At 72.2% G+C, this 16545-nt stretch carries 17 protein-coding genes; 8 read left to right on the forward strand and 9 right to left on the reverse strand.

Annotated elements, in window-relative coordinates:
* Positions 1 to 176: 176 nt before the first annotated feature.
* Genes ACFE67_RS08520 through ACFE67_RS08530 form a run of 3 tightly spaced genes read left to right on the forward strand, consistent with a single transcriptional unit; the run spans position 177 to position 3784 of the window.
* Positions 177 to 425 carry an acyl carrier protein gene (locus ACFE67_RS08520; protein WP_375406445.1) on the forward strand — a complete coding sequence of 83 codons (249 nt, stop codon included), beginning with the start codon at positions 177 to 179 and terminating at the stop codon, positions 423 to 425.
* Positions 426 to 462: 37 nt separating this feature from the next.
* On the forward strand, positions 463 to 1704 hold the full coding sequence (locus ACFE67_RS08525) for a beta-ketoacyl-[acyl-carrier-protein] synthase family protein (protein ID WP_375406446.1): 1242 nt from the start codon (positions 463 to 465) through the stop codon (positions 1702 to 1704).
* Between the two features lie 31 nt (positions 1705 to 1735).
* Positions 1736 to 3784, forward strand: coding sequence for an NAD(+) synthase (locus ACFE67_RS08530; protein ID WP_375406447.1), 2049 nt, complete (start codon positions 1736 to 1738; stop codon positions 3782 to 3784).
* 375 nt (positions 3785 to 4159) lie between these two features.
* Here the strand turns inward: ACFE67_RS08530 and ACFE67_RS08535 are convergent, their stop codons facing one another.
* From ACFE67_RS08535 to ACFE67_RS08555, 5 genes are all read right to left on the reverse strand, one after another.
* Positions 4160 to 4666 (reverse strand): DUF3145 domain-containing protein, encoded by a 507-nt coding sequence (locus tag ACFE67_RS08535; protein WP_375406448.1) that lies wholly within the window; start codon positions 4664 to 4666, stop codon positions 4160 to 4162.
* Between the two features lie 201 nt (positions 4667 to 4867).
* Complete coding sequence (locus ACFE67_RS08540) at positions 4868 to 5836, reverse strand: NADP-dependent oxidoreductase (protein WP_375406449.1); 969 nt, start codon at positions 5834 to 5836, stop codon at positions 4868 to 4870.
* Positions 5837 to 5872: 36 nt separating this feature from the next.
* Complete coding sequence (locus ACFE67_RS08545) at positions 5873 to 7525, reverse strand: bifunctional 3'-5' exonuclease/DNA polymerase (protein WP_375406450.1); 1653 nt, start codon at positions 7523 to 7525, stop codon at positions 5873 to 5875.
* A gap of 42 nt (positions 7526 to 7567) precedes the next feature.
* Positions 7568 to 8407 (reverse strand): DUF1684 domain-containing protein, encoded by an 840-nt coding sequence (locus ACFE67_RS08550; protein WP_375406451.1) that lies wholly within the window; start codon positions 8405 to 8407, stop codon positions 7568 to 7570.
* 112 nt (positions 8408 to 8519) lie between these two features.
* Entirely contained in the window at positions 8520 to 10433 is a 1914-nt protein-coding gene (locus tag ACFE67_RS08555) for a prolyl oligopeptidase family serine peptidase (protein ID WP_375406452.1), read from the reverse strand.
* 93 nt (positions 10434 to 10526) lie between these two features.
* Between ACFE67_RS08555 and ACFE67_RS08560 the strand changes: the two genes are divergently transcribed.
* Together ACFE67_RS08560 and ACFE67_RS08565 are read left to right on the forward strand one after the other, a co-directional pair.
* On the forward strand, positions 10527 to 10796 hold the full coding sequence (locus ACFE67_RS08560; protein WP_375406453.1) for a hypothetical protein: 270 nt from the start codon (positions 10527 to 10529) through the stop codon (positions 10794 to 10796).
* Between the two features lie 49 nt (positions 10797 to 10845).
* A complete protein-coding gene (locus ACFE67_RS08565) occupies positions 10846 to 11967 on the forward strand; it encodes a hypothetical protein (protein ID WP_375406454.1) in 1122 nt (373 codons plus the stop codon).
* 70 nt (positions 11968 to 12037) lie between these two features.
* Here the strand turns inward: ACFE67_RS08565 and ACFE67_RS08570 are convergent, their stop codons facing one another.
* Entirely contained in the window at positions 12038 to 12664 is a 627-nt protein-coding gene (locus ACFE67_RS08570; protein WP_375406455.1) for a transglycosylase family protein, read from the reverse strand.
* A gap of 264 nt (positions 12665 to 12928) precedes the next feature.
* The gene (locus tag ACFE67_RS08575; protein ID WP_375406456.1) at positions 12929 to 13267 is read right to left on the reverse strand and encodes a transglycosylase family protein; all 339 of its coding nucleotides are present in this window, start codon (positions 13265 to 13267) and stop codon (positions 12929 to 12931) included.
* A 356-nt stretch (positions 13268 to 13623) separates the two neighbouring features.
* On the opposite strand from ACFE67_RS08575, the gene ACFE67_RS08580 reads away from it, so the two are divergent.
* Complete coding sequence (locus ACFE67_RS08580) at positions 13624 to 14520, forward strand: oxidoreductase (protein ID WP_375406457.1); 897 nt, start codon at positions 13624 to 13626, stop codon at positions 14518 to 14520.
* 33 nt (positions 14521 to 14553) lie between these two features.
* Here ACFE67_RS08580 and ACFE67_RS08585 read toward each other — a convergent pair whose 3' ends face one another.
* Positions 14554 to 14868, reverse strand: coding sequence for a hypothetical protein (locus tag ACFE67_RS08585; RefSeq protein ID WP_375406458.1), 315 nt, complete (start codon positions 14866 to 14868; stop codon positions 14554 to 14556).
* Between the two features lie 34 nt (positions 14869 to 14902).
* Between ACFE67_RS08585 and ACFE67_RS08590 the strand changes: the two genes are divergently transcribed.
* A complete protein-coding gene (locus ACFE67_RS08590; RefSeq protein WP_375406459.1) occupies positions 14903 to 15139 on the forward strand; it encodes a hypothetical protein in 237 nt (78 codons plus the stop codon).
* A gap of 157 nt (positions 15140 to 15296) precedes the next feature.
* A complete protein-coding gene (locus ACFE67_RS08595) occupies positions 15297 to 15749 on the forward strand; it encodes a hypothetical protein (RefSeq protein WP_375406460.1) in 453 nt (150 codons plus the stop codon).
* 102 nt (positions 15750 to 15851) lie between these two features.
* Here the strand turns inward: ACFE67_RS08595 and ACFE67_RS08600 are convergent.
* Positions 15852 to 16545, reverse strand: a 694-nt coding sequence (locus ACFE67_RS08600; RefSeq protein WP_375406461.1) for a DJ-1/PfpI family protein, incomplete at its 5' end; no start/stop codon positions are given.

The raw sequence follows: 16545 nt of genomic DNA on the forward strand, positions 1-16545 counted from the left end.
GGGCTCGCCCTGCAGATCGGGTTCGGTGCCGGCCTCGTGTTCGGCGCCCAGGTGGTACGCCTGCCCTGATCGGTCCGAGTCCGCCGAAGGGGCGGGCGATGCACGCCCCAATACACTGATCGTCGTCCGGTTCCGCACGCCGCGGAGCCGGTGAGACCAAGGAGAACGACCCGCACATGGCTCTGTCCACCGAAGAAGTCCTCGCCGGCCTCGCCGAGCTCGTCAGCGATGAGACGGGCATCGCGACCGACACGGTCGAATTGGAGAAGTCGTTCACCGACGACCTCGACATCGACTCCATCTCGATGATGACCATCGTCGTCAACGCGGAGGAGAAGTTCGACGTGAAGATCCCGGACGAAGAGGTCAAGAACCTCAAGACCGTCGGCGACGCCGTCACCTTCATCACCGCCGCTCAGTCCTGAGCGCAGTCCTGACGTCGGAAGGCTCCACCTCCTCTCCATGGCTGCCCCAGACATCGTCGTCACCGGGATCGGCGCGTTCTCGCCGCTCGGTATCAACGCGTCCGACTCCTGGACGGCCCTCCTCGCCGGGCGCTCCGGCACCCGGACGCTCGAGTACCCCTGGGTGCAGGAGCTGGGCCTGTCGACCCACTTCGCCGCCCAGGCGCACGCCGAGCCGGCGGAGCACCTGGACAGAATCGAGGCGAAGCGGCTCGATCGGGCCGCGCAGTTCGCGCTGATCGCCACCCGCGAGGCGTGGGCCGACGCGGGTTCGCCCGACGTGGACCCGGCGCGACTCGGCGTCGACTGGGCGACCGGCATCGGCAACCTCTGGACCCTGCTCACGGCGTGGGACACGCTGAAGGAGAAGGGCGCTCGTCGGGTGCCGCCGATGACCGTGCCGATGCTCATGCCGAACGCCGCAGCGGCGGCGATCGAGATGGAGTTCAGGGCGCGTGCCGGCGCCCGCACCGTGGTGTCGGCGTGTGCGTCGAGCAACGAGGCGATCGGCAACGCGCTCGACCACCTGCGGCTCGGCTATGCGGATGTCATCATCGCCGGCGGTACGGAGGCGTGCGTGCACGGTCTGCCGCTCGCGGCGTTCGGGCAGATGCAGGCGCTGTCGAAGCGAAACGACGCTCCCGAGCTCGCCTCGCGGCCCTACGACAGCGGGCGCGACGGGTTCGTGCTCGGTGAGGGCGCCGCGGCGCTCATCCTCGAGCGCGAGGACCACGCGAAGGCGAGGGGCGCGACGATCTACGCCCGCCTCCTCGGCGGAGCGGTCACGAGCGACGCCTTCCACATCAGCGCGCCGGATCCTGACCCGGGCGGGTCGGTTCCGCGCACCATGCGGCTGGCGCTCGAGGACGCGGGACTGACCCCGGAGGACGTCTCGCACATCAACGCGCACGCGACGAGCACGCCGGTCGGCGACATCGCCGAGTACACCTCGATGCGCGCGGTGTTCGGCAGCCACCTGGACGCGATCCCGGTCAGCGCGACGAAGGCCGCAACCGGGCACCTCCTCGGCGCAGCGGGCGCCATCGAAGCGGTGTTCACGGTGACGGCGTTGCGGGAGCGGATCGCTCCCCCCACGATCAACCTCACGGACCCCGATCCGGAGATCCCGCTCGACGTCGTCACTGCACCTCGTGCCCTGCCGACGGGCGAGGTCATCGCGCTCAGCAACTCCTTCGGGTTCGGCGGCCACAACGCGGTCACGGTCTTCGCGACCGCCTGAGGCGGCGCCCACGCGGCGGAGGAGGACGACCATGGAGTTCCGTTCGATCCACGAGCACGGCTTCGCGCGGATCGCCGCCTGCACAGGCGAGATCGCGATCGGCGATCCGCTCGCCAACGCCGACACGGTGCTCGCGATGGCGGATCGGTGCGACGCCGACGGCGTCGATGTCGCCGTGTTCACCGAGCTGGGCCTCTCCGGCTACTCGATCGACGACCTGCTGCTGCAGGACGCCCTGCTCGACGCCGTCGACGCGGCCCTCGAGCGGGTCGTGGCCGCGAGCTCCGCGCTGCAGAGCGTCCTGGTCGTCGGCGCCCCGCTGCGGCACGACGGCCGGCTGTTCAACTGCGCCGTCGTCGTGCACCGGGGCGCGGTGCTGGGCGTCGCGCCGAAGTCGTACCTCCCGAACTACCGCGAGTTCTACGAGCGCCGGCAGATCACCGCCGGCGACGACCGCCGAGGCGGCACGATCCGCATCGGCGCCGCGCAGGTGCCGTTCGGGCCCGACCTCCTGTTCGAGGCGATCGACCTCCCCGGCCTCGTGCTGCACGCCGAGATCTGCGAGGACCTGTGGGTGCCGATCCCCCCGAGCGCCGAGGCCGCGCTCGCCGGGGCGACGGTGCTCGCGAACCTCTCCGGCAGCCCGATCACGGTCGGCCGTGCGGAGGATCGGGAGCTGCTGGTGCGCTCGGCGTCGGCGCGCTGCGTCGCCGCCTACGTCTACGCGGCGGCCGGGCGCGGCGAGTCGACGACCGACCTGGCGTGGGACGGCCAGACGCTGATCTACGAGAACGGCGCCCTGCTCGCCGCGGAGGATCGCTTCCCGGATTCGGATCGCATCGCGGTCGCCGACGTCGACCTCGACCTGCTGCGGCAGGAGCGGATGCGGATGGGCAGCTTCGACGACAACCGGCGCACCCACGCAGCGCGGGTCGGGCAGTTCCGACGCGTCCCCTTCGAGCTGCACCCCGTGCTGACCGACATCGGGTTCCGGCGGCCGGTGGAGCGCTTCCCGTTCGTCCCCGCCGATCCCGCACGGCTCGCGCAGGACTGCTACGAGGCGTACAACATCCAGGTCGCCGGCCTCGTGCAGCGGCTGGAGGCGATCGGGCGGCCGAAGGTGGTCATCGGGGTGTCCGGAGGGCTCGATTCCACGCAGGCGCTGCTCGTCGCGGCGCAGGCGATGGACCGCACCGGTCGCCCCCGCACGGACATCCTGGCGTTCTCCCTCCCCGGCTTCGCGACGGGCGACGAGACGAGCGGGAACGCGAGGTCGCTGATGACCTCGCTCGGCGTGACCATGGGCGAGGTCGACATCCGGCCGACCGCGACGACGATGCTGCAGGAGCTGGGTCACCCGTTCGGCGACGGCGAGCCGATCTACGACGTCACGTTCGAGAACGTGCAGGCGGGACTGCGCACCGATTACCTGTTCCGGATCGCGAACCAGCGCGGCGGGATCGTGCTGGGCACCGGTGATCTGTCCGAGCTGGCCCTCGGCTGGTCCACCTACGGCGTCGGCGACCAGATGAGCCACTACAACGTCAACGGCGGCATCCCGAAGACGTTCATCCAGCACCTGATCCGCTGGGTGATCAGCACCGGATCCTTCGACCCGGAGGTCGACGCGACGCTCGGCCGGATCCTCGACACGGAGATCAGCCCCGAGCTGGTGCCCGGGGAGGTGCTCCAGTCGACGGAGTCGAAGGTCGGCCCGTACGCGCTGCAGGACTTCGCGCTCTTCCACGTGCTGCGGTACGGGTTCCGTCCCGGCCGGATCGCATTCCTCGCCTGGCATGCCTGGCGGGACGCGGAGGCGGGCTCGTGGCCGCCGAACTTCCCGGAGACGAAGCGCGTCGCATACGACCTGCCCGAGATCCGGCGGTGGCTGGAGGTGTTCTACCGCCGCTTCTTCGCGTTCGCGCAGTTCAAGCGCTCGGCGATGCCGAACGGCCCGAAGGTGCTGGCCGGCGGGTCGCTGTCGCCGCGCGGCGACTGGAGGGCCCCCTCCGACGGCACCGCGATCGCCTGGCTCGCCGACCTCGAGCGCTGGGACGCCGAAGGCGCCTTCGACGCCTGACCCGTCGGGTGGTCCCTTCGAGAGCCTCAGGACATCGCTCGAGGCTCGCTGCGCTCGCACCTCGACCAACGGAGTGCGGCGCGGTGCAACCGCCGCCCGTCGGCGGCCGGTCCACGGCCGACGAGGCGGCACAGACCTTCGATCCGCCCGCGGATCGAAGGTCCATAAGCAAGGAAGAGCCCCCGTACCGGTACCCATCCGGACGGGGGCTCTTCTGCCGCACGATGCTGAGGTTCGAGGGCCGCTACCCATACAGCCCGAACACTGAAAGTCGCACCAGCGGACAGGAAGAAGTTACTGAACTTCGGACCGTTCGGCGGGAGTGACACGCCGATGAATTACATCTTGGTGATTCGAATCCGGCGTGGCCATCGCTCAGACCGCCGAGCGGTGCAGCCAGGTGACGGACGAGGTGCCGATCGCGTGCCGGAACGGCTCCAGCTCGTCGTCCCACGCCTGCCCGAGCGCGAGCCGGAGCTCTCGGTGCATCTCGATCGCGCTGGTGCCTGCGGCGTCCATCGCGGCGCGGATCCGGTCCTCTGCGACGACGATGTTGCCGGCCGCGTCGGTCTGCGCGTGGAAGATCCCGAGGTCGGGCGTGTGCAGCCAGCGGCTGCCGTCGACGCCGTCGCGGGGGTCCTCGGTGACCTCGAAGCGCAGGTGCTCCCACCCGCGCAGCTTCGAGGCGATGGCGGCGCCGGTGCCCGGCGCACCCTCCCAGTAGTAATCGGTGCGCTGCGAACCGCGCAGCACAGGCTGATCCGTCCACGAGAAGTTGACGGGTCGACCGATCGCGTGACCGGCCGCCCACTCCACGTGAGGGCAGAGTGCTCGCGGTGACGAGTGCACGTACAGCACGCCACGGGCGACTGAGGTGACCATGGATTCGTCCTCCGTTCGAACAGATACGTCTTCCCCAACGATCTGTGGTGAACGGTTGAACCCCGATGCCACCTCTATGAAATTAGCGCGGGCCTATTCGGCTCCCGGGAAGTATGCCCGACGACACGCCGGGAACTCAACCGGATCGGGCGGTCTCCGGCGCGCCGCGGACGACCCCAGTGCGCGGGGTCGCCCGCCCGATCACGGAATCAGGGCGATCTTGCCGCCCGGATGTCCATCGGCCAGGCGTGTCAGCGCTTCCGCTGCGCGGTCGAGGGGGTAGGTGCCGGCGACCGGGACGACGAGGTCGCCCGAGCCCGCGAGGGCGATCAGCTCGGCTCGAACGCTGTCCCGGAAAGCGGCGCTCTCGGGGTCGCGACCGCCGACCGCGGCGAACCCGTCCCGGTGCGCACGCGCCTGGGCGGCGATGGTCACGAACCGCTCCTTCGGGACGAGCGCGAGCGAGACGTCGACGGCCTCGTCGGTGCCCACGCAGTCGTACGCGGCGTCGAACCCCTGCGGTGCGAGTGCGCGCGCCCGGTCCTCGAGCCCGTCGCCGTAGGTCACGGGGTCGCCGCCGAACCGCCGCACCTCGTCGGACCTCGACGGGCTCGCCGTCCCGACCGCATGGACGCCGCGGGTGCGCAGCAGCTGGAGGAGCAGCACGCCGACCGCTCCGGAGGCGCCGTGCACCAGCACGGTCGCTCCGGCCGTCGGCGGGACGACCCTGAGCATGTCGGCGGCGGTCGATCCGGCCAGCAGCAGGTTCGCCGCCTCCGGGAAGCCGAGAGTGGCCGGTTTCGCGAAGACGTCGGCGGCGGCGAGCGTGATCGCGGAGCTGTAGCCGCCGCCCGGTGTCCGGAACGCGAGCACCTCGTCGCCGACCGCTCCCCCGCCGGAGGCGAGCTCGGTGTCGGCGCCCAGCGCGGTCACGACGCCGGCGACCTCGTACCCCGGCCGGATCGGCAGCGCGGCGGGGTCGCTCGACATCCGGCCGGAGAACCCCTTGTAATCCGTGGGGTTCACGCCGACCGCGCGGACCTCGACGGTGACCTCGCCCGGTCCCGCCGGCGGCACGTCCACCTCGATCGTCTCGAGCACCTCGGGCCCGCCGTAGCGAGGTGCGACCACCTGTCGTGCACGGTGTTGCGTCACGGAGCGTTGCGTCATGGAGGTGAGCGAACCGGTATCGCCTGAACGGCGCACTCAGTTCGCGTCGGCGTAGCGCTCGACGACGGCGACGTCGAGCGGGAAGTCGATCGGGAAGTCCGCGAACAGCAGCCGACCGGCCGATCGCGCCGCGCGCGTCACCGCGGCTGCGACGTCGTCCGCGAGCCGGGCCGGCGTGTGCACGATGACCTCGTCGTGGAGGAAGTAGACGAGGTGCGGCCGTGCGGTCAACGGCCCGTCGGCGAGGTCCCACAGCTGTCGCCGCAGGTCGGCGAGCCAGCAGAGCGCCCATTCGGCAGCGGTGCCCTGCACGACGAAGTTGCGGGTGAACCGCCCGCGGTCGCGTGCCATCGAGCGAGCCTGCCGGAGGGTCCGCTCGTCCGCGTCGAGCACGGCCGCGTCCTGCTCGATCGCCCGCTGCCGGTCGGACACCGGTGGGGTCGCCCGCCCGAGCAGGGTGGACACGGCACCCCCGCGCTCGCCCTCCCGCGCCGCACGCTCGACGAGGGCGAGCGCACGGGGGAATCGCTGGGCGAGCCGCGGGACGAGCCGACCGCCCTCACCGCTGGTGGCGCCGTAGAGGGCGCCGAGCATGCCGACCTTGGCAGCGGTGCGGGTCGCGACGGCACCGCTCGCGACGATGCCGGCGTAGAGGTCCCGGCCGTGACCCGCCTCGGCCATCGCGCGGTCATGGGCCAGCCCGGCGAGGACGCGGGGCTCGAGCTGCGCGGCGTCGGCGACGACGAGCCTCCATCCCGGATCGGCGACGACCGCCGAGCGGATCTGCTTCGGCAGCTGCATCGCGCCGCTGTTCCTGGTGGCCCAGCGGCCGGTGACGACGCCGCCCACGATGTAGTCCGGTCGGAAGCGGCCGCCCGTCACCCAGGTGTCGAGCCAGTTCCAGCCGTTGGCCTGATGGAGCCGGGCGAGCTTCTTGTACTCGAGCAGCGGCGCGACGACCGGGTGGTCGACATGTCGCAGCTCCGAAGCGCGCGTGCTGTCGACCTCGATGCCCGCGGCACGCAACGCCCGCGACAGCTCGGCCGCCGAGTCGGGGTTCAGCGCCGGTGCGCCGAGCGCGACACGGATGTCGACGGCCAGCCGCTCGAGCGCGACGGGGCGCCGGTCCGCCGGGACACGCGGGCCGAGGAGGTCGGCGAGCAGGCGCTCGTGCTCGTCCCTGCGCCACGGCAGGCCGCCGTGCCGCATCTCGGCGGCCGCGAGCGCGCCGGCGGACTCGGCGGTGATGAGCAGGCGCAACGCACCGGGACGGGAGGACGACGCGACCTCCTGCTGCTGACGCGCGAACTCCGCCGCGACGTCGAGGGCGTCGCCGAGGTCGATCGGGAGGGCACCGTCGTCGGGGATCGCAGCAGCGTCGTCCCAGCCGTCGGCCGGCAGCGCGGCGATCGCGCCCGAGGTCCCGGCCGCGCGGCGAAGCAGGGCCCTTGCGAGGCGCACATCCCACGCCCTGGACACCCGGACACCGGATCCGAGCAGTGCGGGATACACCTCGGCCGTGTCCCACACCCAGCGCGGTGAGGCGATCTCCGCCCGAGCGACCGCCTCCGCGAACCGATCGGGTGCGACCTCCTCCCCCGCTCCGTCCAGGAGGAGGCGGTGGCCGTCGACCGTGTGCTGCACCACGACGGTGCGCTCGCGCGTCACCGCCTCCGTCGCTGCTGCCATGCCGTGACGGTAGGACGCACCTCCGACACCGGGTCGAAGCGGTCAGCCGTGCAGCAGCTCGCCGTCCTTGCCCAGGACCTGCTTCTCCCCCGCCTCGATGCGGAAGGGGAACCGGTTCTGCTTCGGGGGCATCGGGCAGTTGAAGTTGTAGCTGAACGCGCACGGCGGGAGGACCGCGTAGTTGAAGTCGAGCGTGATCGTGCCGTCGGGGTTCGGCGCGATGAAGAGGAAACGGCCGACACCGTACGTGTCGACGTCGCTCGTCTCGTCCGCGAACACGAGCTGCAGCCGGCGCCCGTCCTTGAACGCGGCGATGCGGTACTCCGCACCGCGGATGGTCACGGCGATGTCACCGGGAACGGGCAGCTCACGGGTCGCGCCGTCGTCCTTGATGTGCGAGAACCCGAGCGTGGTGCCGGCCGGGTTCGGCGTGAACGTGCCGCTGACGACCCAGTCGGGATCGTGGTCGAAGGTGCTGATCGAGCCGAAGTCCCTGATCGCCTCCGACGTCGCGTCCCAGACGCGGAGCGCGTACTGCCCGTCCTCGCCGCGGATCACGGTGCCGGAGGTGTGGTCGTCGAACACGATCGACGAGGGCTCGGGGTCGTCCTTGCCGCGCACGGCCACGGTGCCGTCGACGATCGCGCCGTCGACGGTGATGCCGTCGACAGCGGCCGCGGTCACGAGCAGACCCGACTCGCCCACCGGACGCGGCGCCCAGGTACCCGGGACGCCCCAGATCGTCTGCTCCTCCGCCACCCACTGCGTGTTCACGAGCGCGAGGAAGCCGTTCGCGGTCTGCACCGACTGCTGCCGCGCGGCACGGAAGCGGTCGAGGCGCTCGGCAGCGGTGGGGGCGGGTGCGGTGGCGGTATCGGTCACAGGGGTCCTCTTCCTCGACGGTCGTCGGGGGCAACGCCGCGGCGCGCTCAGACCTTCCCCCTGGTGTTCACGGATCCGGGGATCCGGCGGCTTCGACGCCGGATCCCCGGATTCATGAAAGGGGCAGCAGCGGGACGTCGGGCGGGACGAAGCCGAGCACCTGGCCGTAGAAGGAGAGCGCGGCCTCGCGGGAGGAGATCTGCGCCTCCCTGCCGCGGAACCCGTGCCCCTCCCCCGGGTACTCGATGAGCGCGTGCGGGATGTGCCGCGCGGCGAGCGCGTCGCGGAACAGCCGCGACTGCGCCGGCGGCACGATCCGGTCGTCGAGGCCCTGCAGCAGGAGGACGGGTGCCGACAGCCCGTCGACGTGGTTGATCGGTGCGCGCTCGCGGTACAGCGCCTCCGCCTCCGGATACGGGCCGATCAGCCCGTCCAGGTAGCGGGACTCGAAGTCGTGGGTGTCCGTGGCGAGCGCGACCGCGTCGGCGACGCCGTACCGGGAGACGCCCGCGGCGAAGACGTCGGTCCCGGTGAGCGCGGCGAGCACCGTCCAGCCTCCCGCGGAACCGCCCTCGATCGCGAGCCGGGCGCCGTCGGCGACGCCCCGATCGGCGAGCCCGCGCACCACGGTGACCACGTCCTGCACGTCGACGACGCCCCACCGGCCGGTCAGCCGCTCGCGGTACGAACGGCCGTAGCCGGTCGAGCCGCCGTAGTCCACGTCGACCACGCCGATGCCGCGGCTCGTGTAGTACGCGATCGCCGGGTTCACCCGGACCCCGGCCTGCGATGTCGGACCGCCGTGCACGAACGCGACGAACGGCGGCAGCTCCCCGTCCGGCGCGCGGAACGCGGGGTTGCGGGGGCCGTAGACGACGGCGTGCACGCCGTCGACCTCGAGCAGCTCCGCTTCGGGGAAGACGTCGAGCGGCAGGTCGTCGACGCCGCTGCGCTGCAGGGTGAAGCCGCCGCCGGCCACGTCGAAGGACCAGAGGGACTCGGGGTCGACGGCGGACTGGTCGATCAGGAGCGCGCGGCCGCTCCGCAGGTCCTCCCACGAGGTCGCCGACCGGTCGGAGCGCAGCACGGTCGTGCTGCCGTCCGCGGGATCGAGGAGCAGCTGGTCCTCGCTCCCGAAGGTGGAGGTGAGCAGGATCCGGCCGTCGGGAAGCGGCAGGTACCAGCGGGTGCCGAGCACCCAGAGCGGGCCGCCGGTCTCCCGCTCGGCCGCGAGCAGGCTCACGGGCGCGGCATCGCCGTCGGGGTCGACGCGGACGAGGTTCCACCAGCCGCTGCGGTCGGTGATCGCCGCGAGTCCCCCTCCGGGCAGCCACTCGGGCTGCAGGACCGATTCGCGGGGGCCGCCGAGCAGCGTGCGCCAGGACTCGACGTGCCCGTCCACGAGGTCGCCGACCCGCAGCTCGGTGCCGTCCCACGGCATGTTCGGGTGGTCCCACGCGATCCAGGCGATGCGGTCGCCGTCGGGGCTGATCCGGGGCTGCGCGAGGAACCGCGAGCCCGCGACGACGCTCGTGATCGCGCTCGCCTCGACGGCACCGGAGGCGTCGAGAGGGACCAGCACCAGGTCCCGTTCGACCTCGGAGGGCCCGTCGCCGGTGTGGGTCTCGCGGATCGCGAGGACCGATCGGCCGGCCGGCACGAGGCCGCCGTACGCGACGCCGGCGACCTCCGGCGTCAGCGGGACGGGGTCGAGCAGCGGCCCGTCGAGCCGGTAGAGGCGCCCGTCGGCGAGGTGCGAGAACACGACCGCGGTGTCGATCGCCGTCCAGGCTCCTCCCCCGTACTCGTGCACGGCGGTCCGGACGTTCCAGGGCGCGGGCAGCACGGCCTCCACGACGCCGTCGACCGAGCGCAGCAGCGCGACGCGGCGCTCGGCGGCGACCGGCTCCGCCCACCAGACCTCGTCGCCGACGAATCGCGCGGAATCGGGGGCGTGACTGCCGGCGGCGGCGGACTCGGCGGTGAGCGGCGAGCGCCACTGCCCGTAGGGCGCGATGGTGACCATGCCGACACGGTAAGGCGTGTCCGTCTTGCCACTCTCGAAGGGAGGGCGTACCGTTCCCGCATCGAACACCAGTTCGAATTGGAGGAGGTGCGCATGTCGCGGAGCGCCGTCGCGCCGGAGCAGGACGCCGATCTCGTGACCGGCACCCGCGGCCGGCCCGTGCTGCTGCGCTGGCACGCGCGCACCTACCGGGTCACCGACCTGCCCACGCCGCTCGAGGACGCGCTCGCCCCCGCGCTGACGCACCCGCTCCCCGTGCACGGCTGGCGGTTCCAGGGCACCTGCGCGCACGACGGTGAGAGCCTCGTCTTCGACGTGATCGCCTTCGACGGCGGCTGGCACGTCCTGAAGACCTACGCCTGACCACCGCGCGCCGATCGGGCGGTGTCCGCCCCGCGCCTACCCTGTCCCGGTGCAGGCGCGGCGAGGGAGGGTGTCGATCGTCGCACTCGTCCTCGCGCTCACCCTGCTGGGAGTCGGGCTGGCGCCGACGGCGGCGTACGCCGACGACCCCACCTGGGCGGAGGTGCAGGCCGCCAAGCGGAGCGTGGCGGCGAAGGCCGCTGAGGTCGCCACGATCCAGAAGGCGCTCGACGGCCTCCAGGACGCGGCGGCCCGACTCGGTACGGTCGCGCTGCAGAAGGCCGCGGCGTCGACGGCCGCCACGAACCGCCTCCGGGCCGCGCAGCAGGTCTCCGACCGGCTCGAGTCGCAGACGAAGGCCGCAGCAGGCACGGCGAAGTCCGCGAGGCGCACGGCCGCGACCGTCGCGACGCAGCTGTCCCGCGGCGGGGACCCGGAGCTGACGGTCTGGTTGTCGGGGCGCGGTTCCGGCTCCCTGCTCTACCGGCTCGGCGCGCTCGCGCAGATCGGCGATGCGTCCAGCGCCCTGCTCACGCAGGCGGTGGTGGAGGAGCGGGAGTCGAAGGCGCTCGGCGACCAGGCGGCTGCGCAGGCCGCTGTCCGCGACGGCCTGGCCGTGGAGGCGCAGTCCGCGTCGAACGTGGCGAAGGCGGCGCAGCAGGCGGCCGACCGCCAGGTGCGTCGGACGGAGTCGCAGCGCGCGACCCTGCAGGCGCAGCTCGCGAGCCTGTCCGCCACGTCGTCGTCGCTGCAGGCGTCGTACGTCTCGGCTCGGCGGGCGAAGGCGGCAGCAGCGGCGGCCGGAGCGACGAGCGGTGGCACGGGCCTCGGCGGGATCGCGTCCGGTCCCGACTCGCTGTCGTCGGCGGGAGCGCAGGCCTACGCGGCGTCCCGGCTCGGGGCGTACGGGTGGAGCGGCGGCCAGATGTCCTGCCTCACCCGGCTCTGGAACATCGAGTCGGGGTGGAGCTGGAACGCCTACAACGCCTCCTCCGGCGCCTACGGGATCCCGCAGGCGCTGCCTGCCTCGAAGATGGCGGCCGCGGGCGGCGACTGGACCACCAGCTCGAGGACGCAGATCGACTGGGGCCTCGGGTACATCCAGGCCCGGTATTCCTCGCCGTGCGGTGCGCTGAGCTTCGAGACGAGCCACGTGCCGTACTGGTACTGAGCGCCCCTGCCGAGCGGCCGGCACCACCGGAGGAGCCCTGAGGAGCCCCTCCGGCGGCGGTCGCTCCGCGTCAGGCGGGGAGCTGCAGCTGCTGCCCGACGACGATCAGGTCGGCGTCGGACACCGTCGGGTTCGCGGCCCAGAGGCGCTGCCACCCCGCGTCGATGTCGAGCCGCTTCGCGATGATCGACAGCGAGTCGCCGGGCTTGACCGTGTAGGTCTCCCCGGTCGTCTCGACCGCGGCCGGGCGCTCGGTCGCTGCGGCGACGGGCGCCTCGACCGTGACGGACGTGCGGGAGGACGACGACGAGCTCGTCGAACCGGAGGAGGACGACGAGCCGGCGGAGCTCGATGAGCCGGTCGCGCCGGCCTGCACCGAGCAGACCGGCCAGGCGCCCCACCCCTGGCCCGCGAGCACCTTCTCCGCGACCGCGATCTGGGTCGCCTTGCCGGCGTCGGCCGGGTTGCCGGAGCCGCCGTAGCCGCGCCACGTGGCCAGGCTGAACTGCAGCCCGCCGTAGTAGCCGTTGCCGGTGTTCGTGGCCCAGTCGCCGCCGGACTCGCAGGCGGCGACGCGGTCCCAGACGCTGGTCGGGGCGGCGTGGGCGGGTGCTGCGCCGAGAGCGATGCCGGCGGTGGCGATGCCCGCCACGGCGAGGCCCGACAGAACGGCACGGGTGTTGGTCAGGATCTTCATGGCTACGTGCTCCAGCGGGACCGCCTGCGCTCGTCCCATCCCTGGGGCTCGACGCGTCGCTGCCCACCCTGGGAAGAACGGACGGAATGGTCGGTGCGGTCTGTGGGCAGCGTGAGGCGTGGCCGTACCGGGCAGTAACCCGCGGAGGAGGGATTCGCAGCGGTTCCTGATCGCCGGTTCCCCCGGGGCGGATCGAGGGTGCCACGGCACTCGCCGGACGCTGCGCGGGCTTCCGCGCGCCGGAAGCCGGTCGAGCGCCGCCGGTCAGCGCAGGCCGAGTCGCTTCGAGCAGGAGGGCCAGGCGCCCCAGCCCTGGCTGCGGCGGACCTTCTCGCCGATCGCGATCTGCCGGGTCTTGGTGGCGCGAGCCGGGTTCCCGCTGCCTCCGTGGGCCCGCCAGGTACCCATGCTGAACTGGAGACCGCCGTAGTAGCCGTTGCCGGTGTTGATGTGCCAGTTGCCGCTGGCCTCGCACTGCGCGAGCCGGTTCCAGGTGGAGGTCGGGGCCGCTTCTGCGGGTGCGGCGCCGGCGACGACGCTGCCGAGCACGAGCGTGGTCGCGGCGAGTCCCGCGAGGGCATGACGAAGGGTCGGGAGGTGCATGGGTCCGTGCTCCGGCGGGTCCGCCCCCGCTCGCCCCGTCCCCGGGATTCGACACGGCGCTGCCCACCCTGATGGAACGAACGATCGACTCGACGCGGTGTGGGGGCAGCGCTGGGCGTGGCCGCGTCGGGCAGGTGGTCGGCCGAGGAGGGGGTGTCCGGCTGTCCTCGACGGCCGGTTCCTCAGCAAGTGGTGCGAGGGTGCCATGGGTTTCCCGGGCAGGTCAAAACGGGATGGTCGCCTTTCCGCGTGCCGGAAGTGCTCGTGGACATCGCTGGTGTACGCGCCAGCGGGTCCTGCTGTCGACCTGGACGCAGCTCCGAACGCCGTCCAGGTCCGTCGCGTACGAAAGGCGGATGGTCTCCCCCGACTCCTTCCGCGTGCCCGACCAGTCCGGCCGCACCGTCGTGATCACCGGCGCCGACAGCGGGCTGGGCTTCGAGGCGGCGAAGCGACTCGCTGCAGCGGGCGCGCACGTGGTGCTCGCCTGCAGGAACGAGGAGAAGGCGAAGGACGCCGCCTCCCGGATCGCCGGCAGCACCGAGGTGCGGCTGGTCGACACCAGCTCGCTCGAGTCGGTCCGCGCCTTCGCCGCGGCGGCGCCCGACCGCATCGACGTGCTGATCAACAACGCCGGGGTGATGGCGCCGGACGAGTCGCGCACCGCGGAGGGGTTCGAGCTGCAGTTCGCGACGAACTACCTCGGCGCGTTCGCACTGACCGCGCTGCTGCTCCCCCACCTCACGGACCGCGTCGTGATGACCTCGAGCCTCGCGCACTACGGGGGCCGGCTCGTGCTCGACGACCTCAACCGTCATCGCCGGCGCTACTCCCGGTGGGCCGCCTATGCGGACTCGAAGCTCGCCGACCTGATGTTCGCGTTCGATCTGCAGTCGCGCTTCGCCGAGGCGCGGTCGCCGCTGCGCGCGATGGCGGCGCATCCGGGGATGGCCGGCACCGACCTGACCCGGCACATCAACGTCCCGGCGCCGGTGACCGCCGTCTCGGAGGCGATCCTGCACGGCTTCGGGCAGTCGGCGGCGGCGGGCGTGCTGCCGACGCTGCTGGCCGCGACCGCACCCGATCTCGCCGGCGGCTCCTTCGTCGGGCCCGCCGGGCTCGCCGAGGTGCGCGGCGCACCCATCGTGGTCGGATCGAGCCGCACATCCCGCAACCGCGAGCTGCAACGCCTCCTGATCCGCGAGTCGGAGCGGCTCACGAGCATCGAGCTGGTCGTACCCGGGCGGTCCTGAACGACGAGGTGAGCCCGCGGGCTGCTCCGCCGGCTAGGAGGAGAACTCGCCGCTCAGCTCCCCCGCCGCATCGACGGTCAGCACCGCCCGGTCGGTCGGCCAGTTCAGCAGCCGCAGTGCGAGGACGACCAGCCAGAACCCGCCCGTGATGATCGTGAGCGCCAGGTTCAGGGGCACGTTGACCTGCTGCCGCTTGACGAGCACGGCCTGATGGCCGTCGTTGAACGTCTCGGTGTAGCCGTGCAGCATGTACCGGGCGGCGGCGCGATCGAGCACGGCCCGCCGCTCGTCCTCGCCGAAGCGGCGACCGCGGGAGCCACCAGGAGGCGACGCGCTCGCTTCGCTCATGTGCGGACGATATCGCGGGGTGCACGATGTCCGGATGACCTGGTCGAGCCCGGAGCAGCGAGACCGCGGATTGCGCCGAGCGCGCGCCGCGAGCTGGGTGGCACTGGCCGCGTTCGTCCTCGTCGGCGTCGCGAGCATCGTGCTGCTGGCCGCCGGCAGGGCGTCCCTCTGGCTGCTGCTCGCGGATCTGCTGTGCGCGTTCATCGCCGTGCGGACGACCCTGCGGATCCGCGCCATCAACGGCGCCCTCCGTGAGGACGCCGACGCCTGACCCGACTCCACGCACCCCCGAAGGCTGCATGCGCTCTGCCCGCACGCCGTGAGATACGCGGGTCTTGGCACCTTCTTGGTGGTGGGCCGCCACATTCGGACGACAGCATCGACGGTGCTGCCGCTGGCCACCTGACGCAAGGAATCACGACACACCGATGACGACCGACCAGATCCACGCCCGCAGCACCCCCGTCGTCATCACGGCAGGCGTCCGTCGCGCCTACGCCATCTCGATCGGGATCAGCGCGCTGTTCGTGGTGTTCCAGTACTTCACCTCGGGCGAGTTCATCACCGATGACATCCCGGATGGCGCGCGGGAGCTGTGGACGAACCTGCACGGCTTCGGCGCGTACCCGGTGATGGTGTTCGCCCTGCTCGCGGCCGTCGTCGCGTTCGCCCGCCTCCGGGACGTCCGAGGGCTGTGGCTCGCGACCGCGGCCTACTTCGCGGTGACCGTCGTCCAGTGGCTGCTGGGCCACGCGATCTCCACCTTGCACATCGACGCACTGACGCCGCTGCATGTGGTGGTCGCGGCCGCCGTGGTCGGTCTCGCGGTATGGCTCTCGGTCCGGTCCGCGCGGTTGCGTCGCGCCGTCAGTGAGGGGTGACCACCGTGTGCGGCGTGCCTCGGACGCCCGTGATGCTGACGACGCGGCGCTGATCGACCGGGTCGTGAGCAGGGTCTTCAACCGCGCCAGATCTGCTTCGGCTCAGGGAGCGTGACTGGTGTTGAGTCGGGCTGCCGCTCGTCGGATGACTGGTTCTCGTTGTCGGCGCGCGGCGGCCCGCGCCTCCTCGACTTGTGTCTGGTCCGCCTCAGGCCGGTCGGGTGACCCTGCGTCGAAGGGCGGATGTGGGTCGTACTCCATGGTGAGCTGAACGCGACGCGCTGCGTCGCTGCCGAAGAGCTCCGCGGCGACGACGAGGGCGAAATCGATGCCGCTGGTGACGCCGCCGCCCGTGATGACGTTGCCGTCTCGGACGACGCGCGCTTGTTCCGGGATCGCACCAACGAGGTCGAGCAGGGCGTGAGTCGCCCAGTGGGTGGTCGCACGCCGTCCCTCGAGCAGCCCGGCGGCGCCGAGGACGAAGGCTCCGGTGCAGACACTGGTCACATAGCGCGCGCCCGCAGCTTGCCTTCGCACGAACTGCAGCGCGGCCTCGTCGTCGAGGAGGTCGAACGCGCCCTGGCCGCCCGGCACCATGATGACGTCGGCCTGGGGCGCGTTGGCGAACGTGACGGTCGGCACGATCGAGAAGCCGGCGTCCGTCGGGACCGGGTCGAGCGTGTGCCAGGCGAGGTCGACCGTGGCGCCGGGCAGGCGTGAGAACAATTGCACGGGGCCCGTCAGGTCCAGCTGCGTCACGTTCGGAAAGAGCAGAGCGACGAACCGCGTCTCGGCA

It is taken from the genome of uncultured Amnibacterium sp. (assembly GCF_964244015.1).
Lineage (GTDB): Bacteria > Actinomycetota > Actinomycetes > Actinomycetales > Microbacteriaceae > Amnibacterium.